This window comes from Secundilactobacillus folii, assembly GCF_009720675.1.
Classification (GTDB): Bacteria; Bacillota; Bacilli; order Lactobacillales; family Lactobacillaceae; genus Secundilactobacillus; species Secundilactobacillus folii.
Genome location: NZ_WNJO01000002.1, coordinates 81781 through 105657, shown reverse-complemented (window position 1 = coordinate 105657; position 23877 = coordinate 81781). Strand labels below are relative to the sequence as shown.

The window sequence follows — 23877 nt, the reverse complement described above, 5'->3', positions numbered from 1 at the left end:
TGATTTGGTTTCAAATTTTCATTAAATACCGGAGAAAACAGTAAAACAGCAGATGATTTCCCTCTGGAAACCGATCTGCTGTTTGATCAATCCTTAAAACATTAAGTCATGGTAAAAATTTCGGAGTTTGAGTTACTGCTCTGATTACCATCACCGGTTTTGATTATTTCACCAGTATAGGCGTTCACCCGCTTCAAAACAACGGTGGATGAACTGCTGATCTTAACGGCAAAGACCCAGGTCGGTAGGAAAACGTACTGGCCACGGGCTGTTAGCAGCCTTGTATAAGCCAAGTTCGACCAGGAGATCTTAGCACCATTCGGAATTTCGTTGTACTGGTATAACCAAGTTAACGCTCGTTCCTCACTAATAGTCTTTGAAGCTTCCTTCAATATTTTAACGTTTTCCAGATAGTTTTGACTATATCCAATCACCCGATCTTGATTATTGACGGCAAACCGAATTTGTCCGTAATGCGAATAAACGGGTCCAGCAGCCACTCGCTGCACATAAACGATTTGACTGTCACTAGATAAACGAGAACTGTAACTGTAATGATCACCTTTGGCAATCACCAGCGGGTTGTTTACGACTTTATCCAAAGTCTTCTTAGTCTCGCCACTGGTTAACTTGATTGGCTTCTTAAATTCACTGACCAATTCCGTACCGTTGAAGCGAAGGCTTTGATCCTGCAGTGACGATGCCACTTGACGGAGCTCTGAACCATTATTTCCCGAGAAATAATAGCCTTCATGCGTCTTGGTAGTCGGCTTCGTAAAGGTGATTTGATCTTTACGCATCTCTTCCAAAACGTTATTGCTACTTGAAGCATCAGAATTACCCACACTGCTACGGTTAAATGACCAAAACAAGAAGACATCCATGGCAATGAAGATTGCTAGAAAAATCAGCTGAATACGTTTAAAGTTCACAGCCGGCTACCCCCTTTCTCTATCCATTGATAAGTGACCGATAAGTCTGCCATTGACCGCCAATTTCAACGTACCAAGTTGGAGAAAGATCAACCACTTTCGGTAGAGACTTATCTCGGGTCCATTGATACCCAAGTTGCAGGCCTTGAATCCTGCTGCGGCGAATACCAGCAGCTTTAAGCTGTGCCATCAGGGTCTTAGTGGATTCGACGGAGGCGGTATTTTGTACCGGTGGAATCGGAACCTGCAGACTATCCAGCGAAAAGATCATCTGGTATGAAGTCTGATCCAGCACCTTCATTTGAACCGCACCATAATCACTTTGGTCAAAAACTGGTAAACCACCGATGTAGGTCCGAAAGACCGCGGTCTCGTTACCGCTGTCGTAAGAGTAGAAACGCACGTTATCCAGTGGCATCCCAACCATCACCAATTGTTGATAAATGTGATTCATGGTTTGTAGGAAACTGCTACTTTTAACCGTTGAATTATAGTTCGTAAAGGTGACCGTATCCGTTTTGTTATTGACCGACATATGACGGAAACCATGGTCGTCATACGTTGTGCGGTTACTGTGTCGCTTGATCTGCATATTGCTGTTGGAATTGGTCGTCATGATCCGGTTCGCGTAATAACTCTGAGTCTGCTGCGTTAGTTGGTAACTGTATGTGCGAACCCTTACAGCTCTATTGTAGCTAATGATTGGCTTACCATTCAGCATTATAAATGACGCAGGATGCTTGATCATTTTATCCGCTAAAACGTGTCGCAGTTTCCCAGCATGATTATTCTTTAACTTCACACGAACCACACGAAGGGTCTGGTCGTTTAGCAAATACATATGGTTTGGATCGTTTAACAAAAGCTGCATCCGGTTAAATTTCTGGTTTGGTATCTTTAATTGATTCCCAAACGCCTTGCGAAAGAAGGTCACAGTCATTGCCGAATTATAATTCAAAAGAATTGTATCCTTCCGCCGTAACTGTTGAAGATATTTCTTACTATTATGTTGACTGACAGTTTGGACGTCAGTACCCGTGAATTTGCTGATCTTATCACGTAACTCAGAAGCCACATTGACCCGATTATTGGTGAGCACTTCTTGATTACCCTGCTTGTCAGTAGAAATAATCTGAGAAGGCAGATAAATATCTTGAAATGTCGTGTTAGTTGAATTATCAGTGCTCTTCGTCACTTTGATTCTAGTACTGAGATTTGAATGGGCTGGATTCGTCCACAGCAGGCCAGATAATCCCAAACTGATTAAAACGGCGATGCCTAAGCAAGTTGGTAACCATAGTTGTCTAAGCTTCATCCCAGAGATCATCCCCCTCATCATATGGCTCATATGGTAGTGAAATGTAGAAGGTGGAGCCGTGACCCTCACGACTTTCGACCCAAATCTTACCACCAAGCGACTGGACAACTTCCTTTGAAATTGCTAAACCAAGTCCAGTTCCGCCTTGAGCACGAGACCGAGCTTTATCAACCCGGTAAAACCGGTCGAACACGTGTGGAATATCATTTCTTGGAATACCGAGTCCCTGGTCGGAGATGCTCAAAATTACGTTGTTTTGTGTCTCAATCAAGCGACAGGTAATGACACCGCCATCAGGTGAATACTTGATAGCGTTATTCATAATGTTATCCAAAACCTGCGTGAAACGATCAGTATCGATCTCAACCCACAGATCACGTTTGGTGAAATCACGCTTAATTGTATAGTGCTTATCAGAACGGTCTTTTTGCTCATCACTGTCGATGATCATATCAAACCGGTTCAAAACATAATTAAACAGTTCATTCAGATTAACTAATTCTAGATCCAGCTTCTGAGTCCCTGAATCCATTCGTGACAAGGTCAACAGATCATTGATCATTCGAATCATTCGGTCCGTTTCTTCCTGCGTCACCTTTAAGAATTTAGGCGCAATCTTGGGATCCTTCCAAGCCCCGTCTGATAAGGCCTCAATATAAGAACGAACACTGGTTAAAGGCGTCCGCAATTCGTGGGAAACATTTGACACGAATTGCTTACGATCCTTTTCAATTTTTTGCTGCTCAGTAACGTCATGAAGGACACAGGCTAGCCCACTGATAAAGCCTGATTCACGTTGAATCAGCGAGAAATAAGCCTGCAAGATCAAGTCGTGATCATCAGTTGAGAAGTCCAGCATGATTTCATCTGGATCCTCTAACAAATCACGTAGCGTATACCGGTCACGGATGTTTAAAATGTCCAAGACTGACTGGCCAATCGCCTGGTCAGTGTCAACATCTAGAAATTCAACGGCGGTTTCATTGATGATCGTGACGTTACCACGCCGATCGGTAGCAATAACGCCATCAGTCATGTGAGCCATTACCGAATTCAACCGTCGCCGTTCGGATTCAGTAGATTCTTGTGCCTCTTCCACCCGGACAGATAGGTTATTGACTGCACTGGCTAATTGGCCTAATTCGTCATTACCGTAAATTTGAACTTGGCCAGAATAGTCACCACGCGCAATCCTTTGGGTTTGTTCCTTCATCTCGGTGATTGGAACAGTAATTGCCCGGGAAATAACAAACGACAAAACCAGCCCCATCGCAACTGCGACGGCCGCCGCTAAAAGATAGATTGCCGTAATTTTGCTAATACTGTCATACACACTTTGCAAGCTAGCACGGATGTAAACGACACCCACGGGCGTACTGCTCCCGCTGCTTTGCTTGATCAATGGTGTAACTTTAATGTAGTAATACTGATTGGTTGCCGCATCAAAAGTGGTTGTTTCACTGCCAGCACTGTTATTATAAATGACCTTTTTAACAGTGTCATCAGTGGTCTTTTGGCCAACGACCTGTTGGTTGTTGGCCTCATTTGTCCCTCGAATGGTGCCCTTATTGTCGATGACGCGGATTTGCGCGTTCGCCGTGCTAGGAATATTGGCATCAGACAAGAGGATGCGGATTTGTCTATTGGCCGCGGTGGTATTGGACCGTGACAATTGCGACGTTAAGTTTGTGCTAACGTAACGCTGGAGCGAAATTTGGCTTTTAAATTGCCGCATGTTTTGCGTCTCCAACTGTTGCACAAAAACAGCGCCGACAATTTCCAAAGTGATGATCAACATCATCGCAAAAACAAAGGCGATTTTGAATTGAATCGAATGGTACCATTTAATTTTTCGTTTCACGCTATCGTTTACCCCTTACACGTCGTTCATGCGTAAGATTACGCCTGGCCTGACTCACTTTCTGTATTCCGTAAATAATAACCAACCCCACGACGCGTAACTAACCACGTTGGGTGACTAGGATTATCTTCAATCTTTTCACGCAGCCGACGTACGGTCACATCAACTGTTCGAACATCGCCAAAATAATCGTAACCCCATACCGTTTGAAGCAGGTGCTCACGGGTCATAACTTGACCGATATGTTGAGCCAAGTAATGCAAGAGTTCGAACTCACGATGGGTCAATTCGATATTTTGACCACGTTTCGATACTGAATAAGCGTCTGGATGAATAACCAAATCGCCAATCTCAATATCCTTGTTTTCTTCTTCTTCGGGTTGGGCAGCAGTTACCGTGTTTTGACGGCGTAAGTTCGCCTTGACCCGAGCCACTAGTTCACGGTTTGAAAACGGCTTGGTAACGTAGTCATCAGCGCCTAATTCCAACCCCAAAACCTTATCGAGTTCAGAGTCTTTTGCCGTCACCATAATAATTGGCATATCGTGTTTCATTCGTACTTGACGGGCAACTTCAAGACCATCTATCTTCGGTAACATGAGGTCCAAAATGATTAAATCTGGGTTAACTTCTTCGACTTGTTGAAGGGCTTCCTCCCCATCATGAGCAACAGCCACTTCGTATCCTTCTTTAGTTAGGTTAAATTTAATAATATCAGTAATTGGTTTTTCATCGTCGACAACGAGAATAACTTTTTTCATCTGAATATGTCCTCCTTCAGATAACGATTCGTTCAGGTATAATAGTTTAATTTAAGTGCTTTCGGTCATTCCAACGTAGTAGCACGGGCCACGCAGGATCTTACAAGATAGAGTAGTAGTCATATTTGATTCATGCCTACACAAGCATTATTATATCACAGTCTATTACATTACGCGAAAACACCAAAAGTGCCGTGTATCACGGGTTTGTAAGATTAAATTTCAAACTATCTGTATGCTACAATGATTAATGCAGCTAACAATTTTAAAACGTAACTTATGCATGCTGGTAAATATTCTGCCACTTTTTGGCAAAAAATTGTTGCCAAGCTGTTTTTAACATGATATATTAGTAAGCGTTGATTAAGCAGATTGCTTAACCATTACGTTTTACAAAAACGAAAATGGGCAGTTAGCTCAGCTGGCAGAGCAACGGACTCTTAATCCGTGGGTCCAGGGTTCGATCCCCTGACTGCCCATCATAGCAACAAACCACTAATCAGTTTTCACGCCGTGCACGACACCGGGGAAACTGATTTTTTTGTGCCCTAATTTTAATTTCGGCCGGAATTGTCACGTTTGCTACCAAACTTACCATGGCAACTTCCGCTAAAAAAGCGTATGCTATAGTGTTATTTTGCTTGGAGGCGGAGAGTTATATGCATGCAGTTCTGATTTTTCTGTACCTACTCGTTGCAGGCATGGCAGCAGGCCTGATCAGTTCAATTGCCGGAATGGCATCGTTATTTTCATACCCAGTTTTACTCAGTTTGGGTATCCCACCAGTGGGGGCCAACGTGACAAATACCGCAGCGCTGATCTTTACGGGAATTGGTTCTGGCTTATCTTCAATGACAGAACTGAACTCCCACCGCTCAGAAACGATTAGAGTTGCAATCATCTCATTACTAGGTTCGATTGTGGGTAGCTTTTTGTTAACTCTGGCTCCCGCAAAAGTATTTGAGCGGGTCGTTCCCTTTTTCATCTTTATGGCTGGCTGTTTGATGCTCCTCTCCCAAAGGAAGAAAAAGCAGTCTCTCATTAAAGAAAAAGCAGTGAAGCCCTCGCTTTTAAAATCCACTTTAAGTGGACTAGCAATCTTTCTTGTGGGCATCTATGGCGGCTATTTCGGTGCTGCCGCAGGAATCGTAATTCTCTCCATTCTAAGTTTTTCGCTGCCGGTTTCGTTACCCGTCAGTAACGCTATCAAAAATTTTACTTCTTTAATTTCCAACCTCGTGGCGATCGTTATCTATACTTTTACAACGAAGGTCTACTGGTTATTGGTGATTCCGCTGGGATTAGGGATGTTCACTGGTGGTTATATTGGGCCAATTATTGTCCGCCACGTCCCAACACGTCCTCTAAGTATCTGTATCGGACTAGCGGCCTTTGGGCTAGCAGGTTACCTATTTTATACCGCCTATTTCTAACTAATTTAAACTCGTAGTTGATTGAAAATAGCAGTATTACCCATCGTGTCACTAGCTTTATCGGTGGTTATTAAAGCTTCAAGGTTCATTTCATTAACACTCACGAAATCGTCGAGTCATCCAACTCCGCCTATCTCGTTATGAGTAGTAACATTAAAACTTTAAATCAGGCTCAGCGTTCAGATATTTCCCTGGAAATAATAAAAGCACCGCGCCAAAACTCAGATTTTGGCCATGTAAACAAATAGCGTCGCAGATTCCAGACCAGGAACCCACGACGCTATTGCTCTACTCTTGCGTTTCAATTGTTTTTAAACCGTCGTCCCAAAATATCCAAACTCCGTAGCTGACCGTCCATTTCGGCTACGTTTGGCAGGTGACCCCAAGTTTCAAACCCGTTTTTCTTAAACAGGCCTAAGCTGGGCACATTATGGTGAAAAATAAACGCAACCAGCGTATCGATATCAAGCGTTTTAAGTTGGCCAAACACAAACTCTAACGCTTGTTGGCCGAGTCCCTTATGCCGATACTTTTTATCAATGTAGATACTGATCTCCGTAGTGTGCAGGTAGGCTGGCCGGCCGTAGAACGACTCTAGGCTGACCCACCCGGCAATTTTACCGTCATCTTTCAGCACCCAAATTGGCCGCTTTTGCGGGTCAAAAGCAGCAAACCAGTCCTGTTTTGATTCAACTGAAACCGGATCAAGGTCCGCCGTCGCCATGCGGCTAGGAATCACCTGATTGTAAATTGCGGTAATCGTCGGCAGGTCCTTCTTCTTGGCATACTTAAAACTAATTTTCATACTCATTTTCACGGCTCACTTTCGTTTACGATTACCTATATTATACGCTCTGCGCCGCTTAAAAACACGTACCATAGATAACTGACACTGAGCCGATTCAGTTTACCGTAATAACGATCTTACCGTGTGCGTGACGGGATTCACTACGTTCATGAGCAGCTCTAAGACCTTCCGTAGTCAACGGGAATTTACTATCGATCACAACCTTGACGGCACCTGAGGCAACTAGCTTTCCAACCTCCGCTAGATCTTCACCGCTAGGGTGCAGCCACCAGTGCCGAGCTGCAGGGTGACCTGACTGTTGGGCGGGAGTCGGTCGGCCAACAATCGTGACTAACAAGCCGTCGGGTTTTAAAATGGCTAGTCCGTCTTCAAAAGCGCCGGTGGTGTCAAATACAGCGTCAAAGTTCTGTAACACATCCGCGACCTTAAATTGGTGATAATCGATCACTTCATCAACCCCCAGTGACAGCAATAGGTCACGGGACTCCGCACTAGCAGTGGTTGCCACGTAAGCTCCCCGGGACTTAGCAATTTGGACTGCAAATAAGCCCACACCCCCGGCACCGCCTTGAACGAGTACCTTATCACCTTCACCGACTTTGAGTTGTTCAACGATCACTTGGTAAGCTGTGGTGCCCGCCAATGGAATTGCAGCGGCCTCATCAAAGCTAATATTATCCGGTTTAAATGCCAGTTTATCTTCCTTAACTGCAACGTATTCTGCGTACGCCCCGCGCGAAGAAGTGTCCGGACGCGCAAACACGGCGTCCCCAACCTTAAAGCGTTTAACTTGTGCGCCAATTTGAGTAATCACACCGGCGACGTCCCAGCCCAGCACAACCGGAAAATCCCAGCTACGGCCTGCTTGACCGCTTCGAGTACGCCAATCGATCGGGTTCACACTGGTTGCTTTGGTTTGAACCAGCACTTCATCCGCACCGATTTGGGGCACCGGTAACTCTGCCTCATGTAATTCTTGAGCACTGCCATAACGATCGATCACAATTGCTTTCATCAGTTTCGCATCCTTTCAAAACCGCTCTTCATGAATTTGCCGATAATATAAACTGAATAACGGTTAAATGCAAGCATTTCAAACCGCTACGAAACGTGTTTGGCTGTGTCTTAGAGCCGTGTCGTATAGTTGTGAAAGGATTTGAAAACAGGCTGAATCAGGCACCTGAATCTTCACCGCACATCGACTCCATCTATGCTAAACAAAGCGAGAATAGAAGCATTTTCCAAACTTTGAAAAACGTCTATTCTCGCTTTGTTTTATTCTATCTGGGAGCGTCGCCAAGTGGTGTCTCGCCCCGAAGATTAATAGGTGTATGTGGGTGGTGCCATGTTACTATGTGTAACTAACTTAGAATTGAGGAGTGCTAATAATATATGTGTACTCATACTTGGAGTTAAATTGGAACTTCTATGTGTGTCAGACATGACTGTTTTAATGAACAGCCCATTATGTGTCTCCGGTCAACCCGAAGAAAAGAACGTTCTAACTATGTGTGATTAACGATTTGAGAGGACGACTATTAGCTAGAAACTAGACTTCGACCTGGCTGCCAATCGCTTCTTTAATGGCATTTCCTAACCGTTTGATGCCGGTAACAATTTGATCTTCCTTCATATTAGAGTAGTTCAAACGGAACGTTCCGGGAATAACTTTATCGGCGTAGAATGGTTCACCTGGTACAAAGGCAACGTCGTGTTCAATGCAAGTGTTAAAGAGTGTCTGGGTATCAACGCCAGGAACTTCTGCCCAGATGAATAGACCGCCTTCAGGATGGCTGTAATGAGCTTCTTGTGGGAAATACTTCTGAATAGCAGCCATCATGATCCCCTCCCGCTTACGGTAAACCTCTCGGATCTTTGCGATGTGGTCGTCGATATTATAGTCTGCCATGTATTTAGCAATAATGTGCTGCGTTAAATTATCCGAGTGGACATCAACAGTTTGCTTCATTAAAGTAAACTTCTTAACCAATGATTTCTCAGCGACGATCCAGCCGATTCGAAGACCCGGCGCTAAAATCTTTGAAAAGGTGCTCATGTAGATGACGCGGCCTTCCTGATCAAACGTCTTGACCGGAGCAACGTCTTGACCAGCGAATCTAATGGCGCCGTATGGATCGTCTTCAAGAATCATCACGTTGTATTTCTCAGCGATTTCAATCATTCTTTGACGCCGTTCTGCAGGCATCGTTCGACCAGTTGGATTTTGGAAACTGGGGATGGTATAGATGAACTTAGTGTTGGGATTATCCTTCACCGCTTGCTCTAAGGCATCCATCTTCATCCCATCATCATCCATTGGCACACCAACCATATGAGCGCCGTAGCTGCGAAATACATCGAGGGCGCAAAGGTATGTTGGTTGCTCAACGATGACTGTATCTCCGGGATTAACGAAGATTTTCGCTGTTAAGTCAATCGACTGCTGTGAACCGGTGGTGATCATAATGTTATCAATATCGCACGCAATTCCAGAGCGCTTCATCCGCTCGGCAATTTGCTTTCGTAACTCCGGTAGACCAGCCGCAATGCTGTACTGTAAAGCTGACCGACCAGCTTCATCGTAAACTTCATTGGTCGCTTTTTTGAGGTCTTCAACTGGGAATAACTCTGGGGCGGGTAAACCACCCGCAAAGGAAATGATCTTAGGATCACCAGCCACCTTTAAAATGTTGCCAACCGGATCTTCATCGCTTTCTGGAACGTTGTTTGAAAATTGATATTTAATCATTATGCTTCCACCTCAACTTGTTTTGGATCCGCCACGTTTTCCTGTGGTTTGTGATACTTGCGCATCATTTCTGCCATGTGAACTTCTTGGACGACAAATTCGTGAACCCGGCAAACGTAATCATGTTCGCGGCCAATCTTGGCGATATAACCGTTGATGTAATCAACTTCAGTTGGACGACCCTTAGAGAAGTCTTGGTACATTGATGGGTAGTGGTACTTGTATGATTCACTAATTGGGATCACGGAATCGACCTCTTCTTGACGGGTTTCAATGAGGTGAATACCAGCGCGTTCACAGGCGTCAAAAGCTTCGTTGAAAAGTGTTTCGGACATTTGCTTAACACCTTTGTACTCGATAAACTGACCCATCTGCATTTCAAACATCGTGCATAGCGTGTTAGTAACGGCGTTGAAGACGACCTTTGACATACACATGCCCTTCCACTCGTCCACCATGACTGGACCCATCTTAGCGGCAGTGAAATCATTAAAAATATTTTGCATGATTTCGTCTGGCTGCTTATTGTTATAAGGTGCCATGTGCATCACTTCGCTATTAACGGGACCCATAAAGTCGACGTTAGCTGGGCCGTCCATGCGAGTAGCGATCATTGCAGTCCCACAGACGATCTGGTCTTTAGGGAAGTACTTTTCGATCTTCTCGAAATGACCCATGCCATTCATAGCTGAAAATACATATTGATCGTCATGGAAAATGCCAGCTTTACTGTCTCGTTCGAGTTCCTCGGCTAATTGCATCTGCTTCTTAAAGATGATCCAAACATCTGGATGACCCTTATACTCTTCTGGATAGTAAATATTGATCGGCACAATTCGCCGATTCTCGTGGTCGCGGGCAACTGAAACGCCACCTTGTTCACGGACTTTTTTAACGTTAGGTTCCCAAGTGTCGATGAAGTCAACTTCAACACCCGCATTCTCTTGAAGCATAACACCATACCGATAACCCATTGCTCCTGCGCCAATAATGCCATATTTCATTACAACCACTCCTTTAGTTTTTATGTAAATTCATCATTTCGACAACGAAAAACGCCCTTTGGTCAAAGACCAAAGGGCGTTTAGTAACGCGGTACCACCTTATTTCAAACTACCATTGCAGTAGTTCCTCAGCACGTACGGCAAAAACTGCTTGCGATACGCTGCACGATAATGGGTGCCACCAGTTCGCCTCGAGAAGCGAACCCGTCAAACTCAATCTTTCAAATCATAGTCCTAATACCATCTCACCAAATTGGTACTCTCTTCATAAGGCTATGATCCTAATCCACCGGGTCAAATCTTGTTGTCGTATTTGAAATGTTGTAAGTAGTGTAGCTCTTAACATGAGAAAATGTCAAACGTTTTTAATAAATTAATTTTAATCTTAGTCATTTGAAATCCAATTATGCGCTGCTATAATGGGATTTATTGATGTTCAAAAATTATTTTAAAAAGTCTTTTTAACAACCTAACTGTATTTCTCATCAAAATTACATAACTTTATTGATTTATCTGGAGGTCAACACATGTGGCAAACAAAATCTTTTTCCGAATTATCTACCAAAGAGCTATTTGAGATCTACCGTCTGCGAGTAGCGACCTTCGTGGTGGCTCAGCAGCGAATCTATCAAGAAGTTGACGAACAGGACCTAATTGCTCAGCACGTCTTCTATCAAGACGACCAAGTAGCAGCCTACGCACGGGTTTTTAAAACCGGCGATCACGTAACGTTTGGCCGTGTTGTTACGGACCCAGCTCACCGCGGAATCGGTATGGGAACTCAGTTGATGAATAACGTTCTAGCTGTTATCAGAACCCATTTCCCACACCTACCAGTTGAAATCGAAGCTCAGACCCAAGTAGCTGATTTCTACAAGAAGTTTGATTTTCAGACCGTTGGCAAGCCATTTATCTTTGAATCAACGCCCCATATCAAAATGACCCACGCAGCGTTTAATTAATAGACTAATTTTGACAACAATAATTTTAGTTCCGCTTGTTGCTTTCCTGTCAGTTGCGAGACTAGCCGGTCAGAACACTGCTGTTCAAACGCGTGGAGTTCCGGATAAATAGCAGCGCCTTTTGGAGTCACGAAGACCCGCCGTAAGCGTTTGTCGTGCGCGTCATGTTGGAGCTCCAAGTAACCACTTTGGACCAATTTCTGCACCGTTCTAAACGCTGTGGTTCTATCAATTTGAACCGAGTCAGCTAATTCTCCAAGAAACATGCCAGGTTGTTCATAGGTTCGAATCACGTAAATAAAAGCGTTATTAGCAAGCCCTAATTTTCGAAATTCTGCATTACTGACATTTTGGATTTGCCGCGTAATGGCACCGATATCACGAATAATTTCAAACATGGAATCCGCCTCTCATTTTAACTTCTATGACTTTAATCTACAGGAAAGTCATTGTAAATACAATGATTTAGTGATACGATTTGAGTATTCATTGCATATGCAATGAATAGATATACTTTTATTAATTAGAAGGGGTAATGTAAAATGTGGCAAATTAAATCGTTTTCAGAACTATCAACTCAGGAACTGTTTGAAATTTACCGGTTACGCGTGGCAACTTTTGTTGTCGCTCAGAAGCGAATCTATCAAGAAGTTGATGATCACGATCTAGCGGCTCTGCACGTCTTTGATCAAGATAAGCATGTGATTGCATACGCCCGCGTTTTCCTCGACAATGATCACATTACCTTTGGTCGCATCGTCACCGATTCAAAGCACCGTGGTGTGGGATTAGGTAACCAACTGATGAATCACGTCTTGACTACTATTTCAGAGAACTTTCCTCAACTACCCATTGAAATTGAAGCCCAAGTTCCAGTTGCCAATTTTTATAAGCGCTTCGGATTTAAAACGATTGGGCAGCCATTTATTTACAATTCTACGCCACACATCAAGATGACCCATGAGCCGCTTGGTCAACACTACCAAAAAATGATTTCCTAATTGTCGTAAGTCACCGCAGTTAAACGTGAAAGAATGTTTTACGTGAAACTTTAACTACCTAATTACTGCATTAAAAATGTTCCACGTGAAACATAATTTTTCTTTTATTTATACATATCGTGCAATTTATTTCAATTACTCGATTTACTTCGGCTGTGCTAAAGTAAAGTTAATTTGAGCAAAAGAAAGAAGTTGACAGTATGCAAAGCACCCTCGCCAAAACTAACTGGCGAACTAATTCAGCTATTTTCTTTTTAGGCATGTGTGCACTATTAAACTTATACGCCACGCAACCGGTTTTAAAGCAAATGGCGGTCAGCTACAGTGTCTCGATCAGCGCCGCAACCTTGACAATCAGCGCTACTACACTGGGGGTGGCCATCACGGCCCCGTTTGCCGGTGCCATTTCCGACCGCTACGGCCGCCGAAAAATCATGCTTGGCGCCATTTTGGCAATGGCAGTTGCGACAGTGCTGTGTCTGCTTAGCCCGAACTTTGTTTTATTGCTATTAGGTCGGCTGATCCAAGGCATTGCCACACCCTTTGTATTCGCGGTAGCTGTCGCTTACATCAACGAAACCTTTGCCACAGAAGATGCAGTTCGGCTCAATAGTGTCTATGTAGCGGGAACGGCATTTGGCGGCTTTTCAGGCAGATTCTTTGCTGGCTTGTTCTTTGATACTTTTCATACCATTGCCAGCATCTTCATACCAATGGTGTTGATTCTAATCCTAGCTTACCTAATGACGCTACGCTGGCTGCCTCAAGATACCCGCTTCGTTGCAAGTCGTTCTGCTTTGGCAAGCTTCACTGGCATTGGTGCCCACTTGCATGACTGGCGCTTATTGCTGACTTGTTTCGTGGGTGCCAGTCTGCTATTTCAGCAGGTCGCCACTTTCACGTATGGTTCATTGAGGCTTCAAGAAGCCCCAATTAATCTAAATACAGTGGCAGTTGGGTTCGTGTTCATCGTGTTTCTCGTTCCAACTATTCTAACCCCCTTGATTGGGCGATTGATACTAAAGATCGGCGTGACAAAAACCTTTATGATTACCTGTGTGTTGGGTATTATCGGTTTAGCAGTCGCGTTAATTTCAAATCTCTGGGCGATGATTTTTGGACTAACTTGTTCTTGCGTCTCGGTTTTCGCAGGCCAGTCCTGCGCGTTGGGTTTTGTGAGCGATCATGTCCACCAAAATAAGTCAGCTGCCGTGGGGCTCTACCTAATGTCATATTATCTCGGCGGTACCTTCGGCGGTCTAGTGCCCGAACCAGCCTATGCCCAATTTGGCTGGGTCAGTACCATTTTGATTATTTACGTCATTTCAATTCTGGCGCTATTCAGCGCCCAACTGGCTTGGCGTAATACGAAAAAAGATTGACCGCAAAGGGTCAATCTTTTTGGTCATTAAAGCAGCCGTTAGTTCTCACTTAAATCATCCATTTGGGTAGACCGAAACACCGTTAAATTAGGATACTAGTCCTATTTCCCGAGTTCGAATCATCTCTGAATCAGCCCAATACTTTGATTACCCAACTCTAATTTAGTTTTAACGGCTGGAGTACTTTATTTTTTAACGTCAGCTATTACTCGTAATTCTGACTTTACGGCCATTTAATCATCGACACTAAACTACATCTGGTCGAATACCGACCAATATTTTCATCCTTGGTAATGGGTCATTTTCTTTGCGTTGGCTTGCGTGACGTAAATCACCATCATCAAAATCATTAAAATGGTGGTTCCGGCCAGAATAAAGAGAAATCGATACGAAAGGGCTTCAATTATTAGCCCACCGATCAGTGGACCTAACGCTTTACCGGCAGATGCCCAAGCGTTCGTCAGTCCTTGATACTTACCCTTAAGAGTCATTGGTGTTAAATCGTTTACCAGTGCCGGGATCGCAGGAAAAGCTGTTGCTTCTCCAATCGTTAAAACAGTCATAGCAATCACAAAGATGCGATATTGATGCGCCCAAATTAAGACGAAAAACGATAGTGTAACGAAAAACAAACCAAAGTAAATTTGCCAAAATTCACCACGAACACGTTGAGACAACCAGTTGATCAGGATTTGAAAAACGACGATCAAGCCAGCGTTTAACGTCCAAAGTAAACTATAATCACGCATCGGAATGCCCATTCCCGTCATATAAACGGACAGGTTAGAAACCCATTGCTGATACATTATCCAGACAACTGCTAGAGCGAAGAAAACGGTGATGATAACGCGAGCATTGACAGGTGACAATTTAATTGAACTAGCCGTTTTCTCCCGCTGCGGACTATGCCTAATATTTGCGGCTGGTCGGTATTTGATAAACACTACCAACAACAAAATAACGTAAAAGGCAGTGACGATAGCAAAGGGCAACGTTAGACTAACGCTGTAGACAAATCCAACCACGGAAGTACCGACCACAATGCCCAAATTTTGACAGAAATACAGCATATTGAAGATATAACGCCCATCACGCCCCTTGATGGTGGTGCCTAAGGCGTTGGTCAATGTCATCAGCCAACCAGTCCCCAGACCCAAAAATATCAGCGCAATTGGATAAGCCGGCCAGCCATGATATAAAATCAGGAATGCAGTGGTTATTCCAGCTACTAATACGCCGACCAACATTAAGTGATAGGGGTTATGATGATCAAAGAGCCAGCCACTGGCGTAACTACCGACGATGTTAGCACCGGAATAGAGTAGTAAAATAATGCCAACTGTCGTTAGCGACTGATGTAAATCGTTATGTAGGTACACACTGGTCAGTGGCCAGATAAAACTATTACCAACACTGGCAATAAAAGCCCCAATGAGAAGCCATTTTAATTGAATTGTTTTCAAGACCTCATCCCTTTCAATTTGACATAAGTGTTTGAGGTGCTTTAACTTTCCTTAACGTTTCTTTTAATAAGTCGCATGAAAAAGTTCACATTTTCATCACAATTGTTGCTTATGATGTACACATAGTCAATTAAGAAGTTAATTGGCTAACCCCTTAAAACAGATAACGATATTTTCAATGTTTTTTCCTCCCCCAAACATTAGAAAGACAACCCTGAATACACGTTATCCTCCCCCTCTACTCTGCCACAACCCCTAATGTGGCAGAGCTTTTTTGTGGCGAATTATCAAACTAAGTTCAACACCTCGGTGGCAATCCTTCAAATGGTGGTTGCCAGCCGAAATAACTAAAATGAGCGGATTTCAAAGCTTGACACCATTCCGCAACCATGCGATACTATCAGCTGGTGCCAAACCATGGCGAGACTCCAAAGATCGGCGCATTCGTGCGTTCCGAAGGTCGGCGGGCTCGCCGCTTTTTTATTTAAATTTAAAAGTGCATTTGATAAAACTCGTTTAGATTACAGTGTCTAGCAACAAAAAAGAAATTTCCTACACGTGGGAAATTTCTTTTTTTGATCACTATATGTGTGATTTAAGTTTTAACTTATGATTACGCTAGATAACAGTCTTGAAATGATTGAAAGTTAAGTTCGATTGTAGTTCTATCCCAGCCTCTGTGGTATCGGATTGGTTGTTTGAACTGGTGACATCCAAATGCCGTCATCTCACTCAGCTAAGCAATAAATCGTGTTAGCCGCCCTGTTCTGCTCCGTACGCAATACTAGAGAACTTATTGTAGCTCTTAACGAATAGTAACTTAACGGTTCCCCGGGGACCTGAACGGTTCTTTTCAATAATGACTTCGACTTCACCCACATCTTGAGTGTCGTCTGCACCGCCACCACTGTTATCATCGTCATCGTCGTCATCACGTTCATAATAATCATCACGGTATAGAAATGAAACGATATCAGCATCTTGTTCAATTGATCCGGACTCACGAATATCTGACAGCACAGGTCGCTTATCTTGACGCTGTTCCACACCACGAGACAATTGCGACAATGCAATCACTGGCACGTGCAACTCCTTTGCCAGCTTCTTTAACTGCCGGGAAATAGCTGAAACTTCTTGTTGACGGTTTTCCGCACCAGTACTTTCAACTAGTTGCAGATAATCAACTACCACAAGGCCTAGATTACCATCTTGTTCCTTAGCCAGTCGACGGCATTTTGCCCGAATCTCAGACATTTTGATGCCAGCTGTATCATCGATAAAAATCTTTGCCTTAGACAGACTGCCCATGGCAACAATCAAGTTCTGCCATTCGCCTTCTTCAAGCTGACCAGTCCGAAGGTGATTAGCGTTGATACTGCCCTCAGCACATAACATCCGGTTAACCAACGACTCAGCACTCATTTCTAGGCTAAAAATAGCGACAGCTTTGTCCGTTTTGGTTCCCACATTCTGCGCAATGTTGAGTGCAAATGCAGTTTTCCCAACCGCCGGCCGAGCCGCTAAAATCATCAACTCATCATCGTGCAGCCCAGTGGTCATCTTATCCAAATCCGGATAACCAGTCGATAAACCAGTCACTGTATCGCCCTGTTGAGAAAGTCTGTCGATCTCCTCAAACGTAGAATTCAAGACGTCTTTAATAACTTTAAAGCCCGCTTGATTCCGTGATTCGTTAACGTTCATGATCGACTGTTCAGCCTGATCCAATAATTCATCAACTGGAACGTCTTCAGAATAGCTATCGGTTACAATTTTAGTAGCCGTTTGAATCAGTCGCCGAACCAGTGCTTTTTGAGCAACGATTTTTGCATAATAGCCAACGTTGGCCGCCGTTGGTACAGAAGCTGCTAGTTCTGCAATGTATGGCATGCCGCCCACATCTTCAAGTTGATTAAGGCGGGTCAGCTCATCTGACACCGTAACCACATCGATTGCCTCGTCACGGTCATTTAAATTAACCATGGTTTGGAAAATTAGTCCGTGCGCACGACGATAGAAATCATCAGCGGTCAGCTGTTCCATTGCGTCGACTAGGGCATCGCCGTTTAGAAAGATGGCCCCAAGCACCGCTTTTTCCGCCTCAATATTTTGAGGTGGCGTTTGATCTCTCAACCCTTCACTCATTAGTCATTACTCCTTGTTATGATGAACGAAGGGGTCGGGGAAAAATCGATTTGCCGACGACCCCTGAAACACATGTGACTGAAATTACTTTTCCGTGATGTGCACACGAATACGCCCAGTCACGTCTTGATGTAATTTTACGGGTACGTTGATAAAGCCCATCACTTTGATTGGCTCACGTAACTCAATCTTGCGCTTATCTAATTTAATACCATACTGCTTATCAAGCGCCTGGGCAATTTGTTTGCTTGGGATCGAGCCAAACAAACGCCCGTCAGTTCCAGCTTTAGCAGTTAACTGAACGATTGTCTTATGATCCTCCAAAACCTTTTTAACGGCTTCAGCTTCTTGGCGTTCTTCTTCTTCACGTTTTTCTTCAGCTTTTTGCTGGCCCTTTAGCTGGCTTATTGCGCTGGCCGTAGCAGCTTTTGCTTTCCCCTGCTTGAATAAAAAATTTTGGGCATAGCCGTCTGGTACATTTTTAACTTCGCCGCGCTTACCTTTGCCGCGAACATCTTGCAAAAAGATCACTTTCACAATAAGTCCTCCCATCTGACACCGTGCGTGTCATGACATAATCGACCCTAAAAAGGGAACTTCTAACTAATAACTTTACCATAAATCGCGACCCGTTTAAATAAGCGGAAATCACGTTTTGAATTTCTCAATATACACCCTAAAGGAACTATGACTCAGTAGCGAGTGCTTTCTTTTCATCCTTACCCGTCAAGATATTGACCAGCTGATCTTTAACCTCAGCGACCGTACTATCAGCTACCTGGGTGGCACCACTAGATAGGTGACCGCCACCACCCATTTTTTCCATGATGACTTGAACGTTGATCTCACCCATACTTCTGGCTGAGACCCCAATGCGGCCATCTTCTCGTTTCGTAATCACAAACGAAGCATCAACGCCAGACATATTGAGCAGATCATCGGCTGCTTGAGCAGCTGTGACTGAATCATAGGTTTCATCTTCTTCGCCAGCAATCACTGCCATATCTTGATTAACAAAGGTGACCAGTTCGATCAAGTGATTCCGTTGCAAGTAACTATCAACGTTTTCCTTCATAAACTGCTGCATTTGAACTGAATCAGCACCAGCAGAGCGAAGGTAACTGGCAGCATCAAACGTCCGCGATCCTGTTCGGAGTGAGAACGACTTGGTATCAATGAAGATCCCCGTCAACATGGCAGTGGCTTCGATTTTATTAATTGGTTCACTTTCCTGTGACTGATACTCAAACATTTCGGTAATCAGCTCACAGGTGGAACTGGCGTAAGGTTCAATGTAAACCAGCATTGGGTTTTCTGGAAATTCTTCCCCACGACGATGATGGTCAATAATCATCACCCGATTTTCCAACCGCTCATAAAGATCTGGTGACATTGAAAGTGACGGCTTCGAGTGGTCAACCATGACCAGCAGACTTTGATCAGTAACCTTATTCATGGCCTCTTCAGGGGTGATGATGGCTTCATAAATTTCGGGATAGTCACGCAGCGAATCAAGCAACCGTTGAACATCACTGTGAAGATTGTCTTGATCCAAAACGATGTAGCACTTCTTTTGATTCATCTGGGCAATCCGTCGAATCCCCAAACAAGCACCGATAGAGTCCATATCGGGCTGCTGGTGGCCCTGCACGAAAATGGCATCCGACTGGTTCATTAATTCTTGAAGCGCCTGTGAGATCATCCGTGCACGCACACGCGTCCGTTTTTCCATTGGGTTCGTCTTGCCGCCATAGAACCGCGCCTCTTCATCTTGAGCCCGAACAACGACTTGATCACCGCCACGGCCAAGTGCCAAGTCCAAGTTACTCTGGGCCTGATCAGCCAACCGAGTTAAGTCGGGACCACCGTAAGCGATTCCAATACTTAGCGTTAACGGGAAATTTTGCTTTGACGTACTCTCACGAATGGTGTCTAAGATACTAAACTTATCTTCCTCCACAGCTTTCATCGCCTTAGCGTACATGAACACCAAGAAGTGATCATCATCTAGGTGCTTCAAGTACATCCCAAAGTGCTGTGCCCAAACAGAAAGCTCATTGGTCACGTAATTTCTTAAATTTGAAATATCTTGATCAGTCATTGACTGCGTGATTTCATCGTAGTTATCAAGAAAAACTTGACCGATAGCGATACGTTCATTCTCGTAGCGCTGCTCGATCTGAGTGAAATGAGTGACTTCCATCAAGTAGACCGACCGAAAGTCCTTTTGAACTAAAAATGAAAATTGACGGTCCTTCCAAGTGACCGTCGTCGGTTTTTCATCATCAGCATGCGCATTGATCAACTGTTCAAGTTCGGCGTCCACGTCGTCCAAGCGCTGACTTAAAACGGTTTGATCGCCAAAGTACTGCTGCAAATATGGATTGACCCATTCAATGACATCGTTAGCTCCAAAAATCAAGACACCAACCGGCATATCGATTAGTGCTTCCTGTTCTCCACGATTAATTCGAAAAGATAGGTCAGCTATGTATCGGTTCATGTCAGAACTAATTTCGTTCATGGTATTAAATGCAAATACCAAGCTAGTCACAACTGCCGCAAGTGCCAAAACACCAAGAATCCACGAAAACAAAAAGGCCAAGACGATACCAGCAACGGACAACGCAATCATAAACAGCGCAATGCCACGAAGACGTCTATTACTTAAAAATTCGGGTAAATTATCCCTTGAAAAAAATCTCTTCATCTTCAGACTCCCCTATTTTGTCGACAATAATAGTAGTTATATTTTATCACAAATGAGCACAAGGTGTCGGTCTGGCACTAGGAATGAAAATAGTAAGCGCTTGCTTTTGATAAAAGTAGAATTTTCTGAAAAAATGACTTACGAAATGAATTTTTTTCTGGTATTGTAACCAATTGTGTAAACAGACAGAGAAAGTAGGTTTGATATAATTATGGAACAAGCAACAATAAGTGCCAGCAAGCCACGGGTATTAGTTAAACACCCTAAACTTGCGATGGTCAGCATGTTAATTGGTGCTTTTGTGGGGATGTTTTCTGAAACATCGCTTAATATTGCATTACCTAAACTAATGGTTAGTTTAGGGATTACGACCGCCACTGTTCAGTGGTTAGTTACCGGATATATGTTGATTATTGGTATTATTCTACCATTGAATAGTTTGATTACTAAGTGGTGGACGACTCGTCAAGTTGTCATTTTTGGTTTATTTGATTTTCTGGTCGGCGCAGTGATTGCCGCATTAGCACCAAATTTTGCGGTTTTGTTAATTGGCCGAATGATCCAAGGTGTTGGAACTGGCTTGATCTTACCACTGATGTTCACAGTGGCGATGCAAGTCTTTCCGCCGGCTAAATTAGGAACTGCAATGGGAGTCTGCGCATTAGTCATCATGTTCGCGCCAGCTATCGGCCCGACATTAACTGGTTTGATTCTTGCCAAGTTATCTTGGCACTGGATCTTCTGGGCGTTTGTCCCATTCCTCGTTATCGCATTGATTTTTGCCTTCTCATCACTAGAAAACGTTGGCGATGTCTCACACCCTAAAGTGGATGTATTGTCAATTTTGGCTAGTGTAATTGGTTTTTCAAGCATTGTTACCGGGGTCAGCTTTGCAAGTTCGCATGGTTGGGGTTCTCCCGTCGTGCTTAGCTTATTAGTTATTGGTATCATCATCATTGCCTTTTACAGTTACCGTCAAGTTCACATCAAGGAACCAATTTTGAACCTGAAGATCTTTAAAAACGCAGCCTTTCGTGCTGGTGCCCTAATGATGATGCTTGATTTTGGCATCATTTTGTCAGCAATGTATATCTTACCAATGTACATGCAAAAGGGGTTGCTCTTGCCGGTTGCAATGACTGGGATCATCATGTTACCAGGTGGCATCGTTAACGCCTTAGTTTCAGCCGTTTCTGGCCGTCTCTTTGACAGTATTGGTGCAAAGTGGTTGACCCGTGCTGGGTTCATCATTGCCTTAATTGGTACTATCATGTTACTGACCACCAACACAAAGACTGGTGTCGGTTTCATCATTGCCGCTCACGTTGTTTTGATGATTGGTTGCCCACTGGCAATGTCCCCCGCTCAGACACATGCTTTGAGTTCTTTAACTGGTCGGACATCTGGTGATGGTAGTACGATCATGAACACCTTGCAACAAATCGTTGGCGCGATTTCAACAGCCCTGGCAACCAGCCTGTTAGGCATCGGTCAAGCACTTAGCAGTGGCAATGCCCAAACGACCTTTACAGCCGGCGTACACGTTGCAATTTACTTGCCAGCAGCTTTGGCTATCATCGCTTTGATCATTGCCCTAACGACTCGATCATTCAAGAAAGCCTAAGTTAAATTATTAAGTTGTTTTTCATTACAAATACAAAAAAGGTGGCAGATTTTCTGAACGCGGAAATCTGCCACCTTTTGACTTCTAAGATTACTGGATTTATCTACTAAGCTTTCTAATCACCGCTTTCGAGCCGCCAAAAGAGTTATTTATTGATCTTTTTTGACCGGCTTCTTGGGGCTTGAATCGTGACTCAAAATATGTGACGTGATCAAAATATCCTGAAACATGGCTGCTAGAATGGCTACGGAACCGAAAAGGACGGTAATGATCACAATAATTAAAATCATAATCGGCGAACTATTATGGTTAGCCACGACGTACACTGGCCACCAATCGATCAGTAGACCAATCGTCACGACCAGCATTCCGCGTTTTAACCAGTTCAGCACCGATAAAGTTTGGTAGCGAAAAGTGGCCTCCAAGTTGATAATGGAAAATAAACGCCAGGCTTGAATCGTACAGAAAATGAAGCCACCGATGACTATGACTAATCCAAGGATCAAAGCGATCTGCGCAGCCAAACGGTTATTACCCGTGTCAGCCGCCATTTGCCATAGTAACCATGTCACCAAGCTACCAAAGCCTACCACACTGCCACAAGCTATTAAACTAACAAGTTTCATCAATCGACTTTTCATCATTTGTCCTTCCGTAACGCATTGCCCCATGATTACTCACACCATCATCGTCATCACGTTCTAGAATTTTCTATTGTCGAGTTTTATCTGCATCAGGTCAACTTATCAAGGCAACATGAACCCCACTCTAAATGCCTTGAATCGTCTTGATTGTAACATAGGACAATGGCACCTTTTCAACCCCGTTTAAAATTGATTGCTTAAACTTTAGGCCAAGAATCGTTTTGCCAAACGGTAGTCAAGACCAACAAAAAACACCTACCAAGTTTGGTTGGTAGGCGTTTTTTTCTGATGCAATTAGTCTTCAACGACGAATGGCATTAAGCCCATGATCCGTGAACGCTTAATTGCGATCGTTAACTTACGTTGGTTCTTGGCACTAGTACCAGTCACCCGACGAGGTAAAATCTTACCCCGTTCTGAAACGAAACGCTTCAGTAAGTCAGTATCTTTATAATCAATATATTCGATGTGGTTTGCGGCGATGAAGTCGACTTTACGACGACGACGGCCACCTCTTCTTTGTTGAGCCATGGTATTCCCTCCAATTCAGTCCGTTTAGAACGGCAAATCATCATCGGAGATGTCAATCGAATCACCATTATTAGCAAATGGATCCGCTTGATTCTGTCCGTTATTTTGATTATTGTTAGCCGCCCCGTTGGTGTTTGGATCACCAAACGGATTTGTGTTTTGAGGAGCATTGCTAGTGGGTGCATTCTGATTACCGTTAGTGTTGTTAGCACCAGCATTATTATTTGCTGAACGCGGTTCTAATAATGCAAAGTTTTCAACAACAACTTCAGTAACGTAGACCCGTTGACCCTGCTGATTTTCGTAGTTTCTGGTTTGGATTCGACCATCCAACCCTACTAACGATCCCTTGTGAGTGAAGTTAGCAAAGTTTTCAGCCGATTTCCGCCAAATAACACAGTTGATAAAATCAGCTTCACGTTCGTTGTTTTGATTGGTAAATTGCCGATCAACAGCTAACGTAAAGTTTCCAACTGCCGCCCCGCTTGGGGTATACCGCAAATCAACATCTCTTGTCAAGCGTCCGGTAAGTACTGCCCGGTTGATCAT

At 43.8% G+C, this 23877-nt stretch carries 21 protein-coding genes and 1 tRNA gene; 6 read left to right on the top strand and 16 right to left on the bottom strand.

Features of this window, described 5'->3' with window-relative positions; genetic code table 11:
* Positions 1-101: 101 nt before the first annotated feature.
* The 4 genes from GM612_RS02180 to yycF are packed head-to-tail and all read right to left on the bottom strand — an operon-like array spanning position 102 to position 4872.
* On the bottom strand, positions 102-932 hold the full coding sequence (locus GM612_RS02180; RefSeq protein WP_155430748.1) for a two-component system regulatory protein YycI: 831 nt from the start codon (positions 930-932) through the stop codon (positions 102-104).
* Positions 933-951: 19 nt separating this feature from the next.
* On the bottom strand, positions 952-2247 hold the full coding sequence (locus GM612_RS02175; protein WP_155430747.1) for a YycH family regulatory protein: 1296 nt from the start codon (positions 2245-2247) through the stop codon (positions 952-954).
* Complete coding sequence (gene walK / locus GM612_RS02170; RefSeq protein ID WP_343031759.1) at positions 2237-4111, bottom strand: cell wall metabolism sensor histidine kinase WalK; 1875 nt, start codon at positions 4109-4111, stop codon at positions 2237-2239. The genes GM612_RS02175 and walK overlap by 11 nt, the downstream gene beginning before the upstream one ends.
* Positions 4112-4149: 38 nt before the next feature.
* The gene (gene yycF, locus GM612_RS02165) at positions 4150-4872 is read right to left on the bottom strand and encodes a response regulator YycF (RefSeq protein WP_155430746.1); all 723 of its coding nucleotides are present in this window, start codon (positions 4870-4872) and stop codon (positions 4150-4152) included.
* 406 nt (positions 4873-5278) lie between these two features.
* Between yycF and GM612_RS02160 the strand changes: the two genes are divergently transcribed.
* Both GM612_RS02160 and GM612_RS02155 read left to right on the top strand, forming a co-directional pair.
* Positions 5279-5351 (top strand) — tRNA-Lys (locus tag GM612_RS02160).
* A 180-nt stretch (positions 5352-5531) separates the two neighbouring features.
* On the top strand, positions 5532-6305 hold the full coding sequence (locus GM612_RS02155; RefSeq protein WP_155430745.1) for a sulfite exporter TauE/SafE family protein: 774 nt from the start codon (positions 5532-5534) through the stop codon (positions 6303-6305).
* 301 nt (positions 6306-6606) lie between these two features.
* On the opposite strand, the gene GM612_RS02150 is transcribed toward GM612_RS02155, so the two are convergent.
* From GM612_RS02150 to GM612_RS02135, 4 genes are all read right to left on the bottom strand, one after another.
* A complete protein-coding gene (locus GM612_RS02150; protein ID WP_155430918.1) occupies positions 6607-7110 on the bottom strand; it encodes a GNAT family N-acetyltransferase in 504 nt (167 codons plus the stop codon).
* A gap of 97 nt (positions 7111-7207) precedes the next feature.
* Complete coding sequence (locus tag GM612_RS02145) at positions 7208-8128, bottom strand: NADP-dependent oxidoreductase (RefSeq protein WP_155430744.1); 921 nt, start codon at positions 8126-8128, stop codon at positions 7208-7210.
* A gap of 534 nt (positions 8129-8662) precedes the next feature.
* On the bottom strand, positions 8663-9862 hold the full coding sequence (locus GM612_RS02140; RefSeq protein WP_155430743.1) for an aminotransferase-like domain-containing protein: 1200 nt from the start codon (positions 9860-9862) through the stop codon (positions 8663-8665).
* Positions 9862-10866, bottom strand: a complete 1005-nt coding sequence (locus tag GM612_RS02135) for a ketopantoate reductase family protein (RefSeq protein ID WP_155430742.1) — start codon at positions 10864-10866, stop codon at positions 9862-9864. Before GM612_RS02135 ends, GM612_RS02140 begins: the two co-directional genes overlap by 1 nt.
* A 527-nt stretch (positions 10867-11393) precedes the next feature.
* On the opposite strand from GM612_RS02135, the gene GM612_RS02130 reads away from it, so the two are divergent.
* Positions 11394-11828, top strand: coding sequence for a GNAT family N-acetyltransferase (locus tag GM612_RS02130; RefSeq protein ID WP_155430741.1), 435 nt, complete (start codon positions 11394-11396; stop codon positions 11826-11828).
* Here GM612_RS02130 and GM612_RS02125 read toward each other — a convergent pair.
* Positions 11825-12226: a MarR family winged helix-turn-helix transcriptional regulator gene (locus GM612_RS02125; protein ID WP_155430740.1), complete on the bottom strand. Its 402-nt coding sequence runs from the start codon at positions 12224-12226 to the stop codon at positions 11825-11827. The genes GM612_RS02130 and GM612_RS02125 overlap by 4 nt on opposite strands.
* Positions 12227-12370: 144 nt before the next feature.
* Between GM612_RS02125 and GM612_RS02120 the strand changes: the two genes are divergently transcribed.
* Both GM612_RS02120 and GM612_RS02115 read left to right on the top strand, forming a co-directional pair.
* Positions 12371-12829, top strand: coding sequence for a GNAT family N-acetyltransferase (locus tag GM612_RS02120; RefSeq protein ID WP_155430739.1), 459 nt, complete (start codon positions 12371-12373; stop codon positions 12827-12829).
* Positions 12830-13029: 200 nt separating this feature from the next.
* A complete protein-coding gene (locus GM612_RS02115; protein ID WP_155430738.1) occupies positions 13030-14211 on the top strand; it encodes an MFS transporter in 1182 nt (393 codons plus the stop codon).
* 281 nt (positions 14212-14492) lie between these two features.
* Here GM612_RS02115 and GM612_RS02110 read toward each other — a convergent pair whose 3' ends face one another.
* From GM612_RS02110 to GM612_RS02095, 4 genes are all read right to left on the bottom strand, one after another.
* Positions 14493-15674, bottom strand: a complete 1182-nt coding sequence (locus tag GM612_RS02110; RefSeq protein ID WP_155430737.1) for an MDR family MFS transporter — start codon at positions 15672-15674, stop codon at positions 14493-14495.
* Positions 15675-16427: 753 nt separating this feature from the next.
* A complete protein-coding gene (gene dnaB / locus GM612_RS02105; protein WP_155430736.1) occupies positions 16428-17819 on the bottom strand; it encodes a replicative DNA helicase in 1392 nt (463 codons plus the stop codon).
* Positions 17820-17903: 84 nt separating this feature from the next.
* Complete coding sequence (rplI, locus tag GM612_RS02100) at positions 17904-18356, bottom strand: 50S ribosomal protein L9 (RefSeq protein WP_343031757.1); 453 nt, start codon at positions 18354-18356, stop codon at positions 17904-17906.
* A 148-nt stretch (positions 18357-18504) separates the two neighbouring features.
* Positions 18505-20529, bottom strand: coding sequence for a DHH family phosphoesterase (locus GM612_RS02095; protein WP_155430734.1), 2025 nt, complete (start codon positions 20527-20529; stop codon positions 18505-18507).
* 211 nt (positions 20530-20740) lie between these two features.
* On the opposite strand from GM612_RS02095, the gene GM612_RS02090 reads away from it, so the two are divergent.
* A complete protein-coding gene (locus GM612_RS02090; protein ID WP_155430733.1) occupies positions 20741-22153 on the top strand; it encodes a DHA2 family efflux MFS transporter permease subunit in 1413 nt (470 codons plus the stop codon).
* A 149-nt stretch (positions 22154-22302) separates the two neighbouring features.
* Here GM612_RS02090 and GM612_RS02085 read toward each other — a convergent pair whose 3' ends face one another.
* The 3 genes from GM612_RS02085 to ssb all read right to left on the bottom strand — a co-directional run bounded on the left by GM612_RS02085 (position 22303) and on the right by ssb (position 23877).
* On the bottom strand, positions 22303-22794 hold the full coding sequence (locus GM612_RS02085; protein ID WP_173021195.1) for a DUF2975 domain-containing protein: 492 nt from the start codon (positions 22792-22794) through the stop codon (positions 22303-22305).
* Between the two features lie 297 nt (positions 22795-23091).
* On the bottom strand, positions 23092-23328 hold the full coding sequence (gene rpsR, locus GM612_RS02080) for a 30S ribosomal protein S18 (protein ID WP_054702251.1): 237 nt from the start codon (positions 23326-23328) through the stop codon (positions 23092-23094).
* 24 nt (positions 23329-23352) lie between these two features.
* Positions 23353-23877 (bottom strand): single-stranded DNA-binding protein, encoded by a 525-nt coding sequence (gene ssb, locus GM612_RS02075; protein ID WP_155430731.1) that lies wholly within the window; start codon positions 23875-23877, stop codon positions 23353-23355.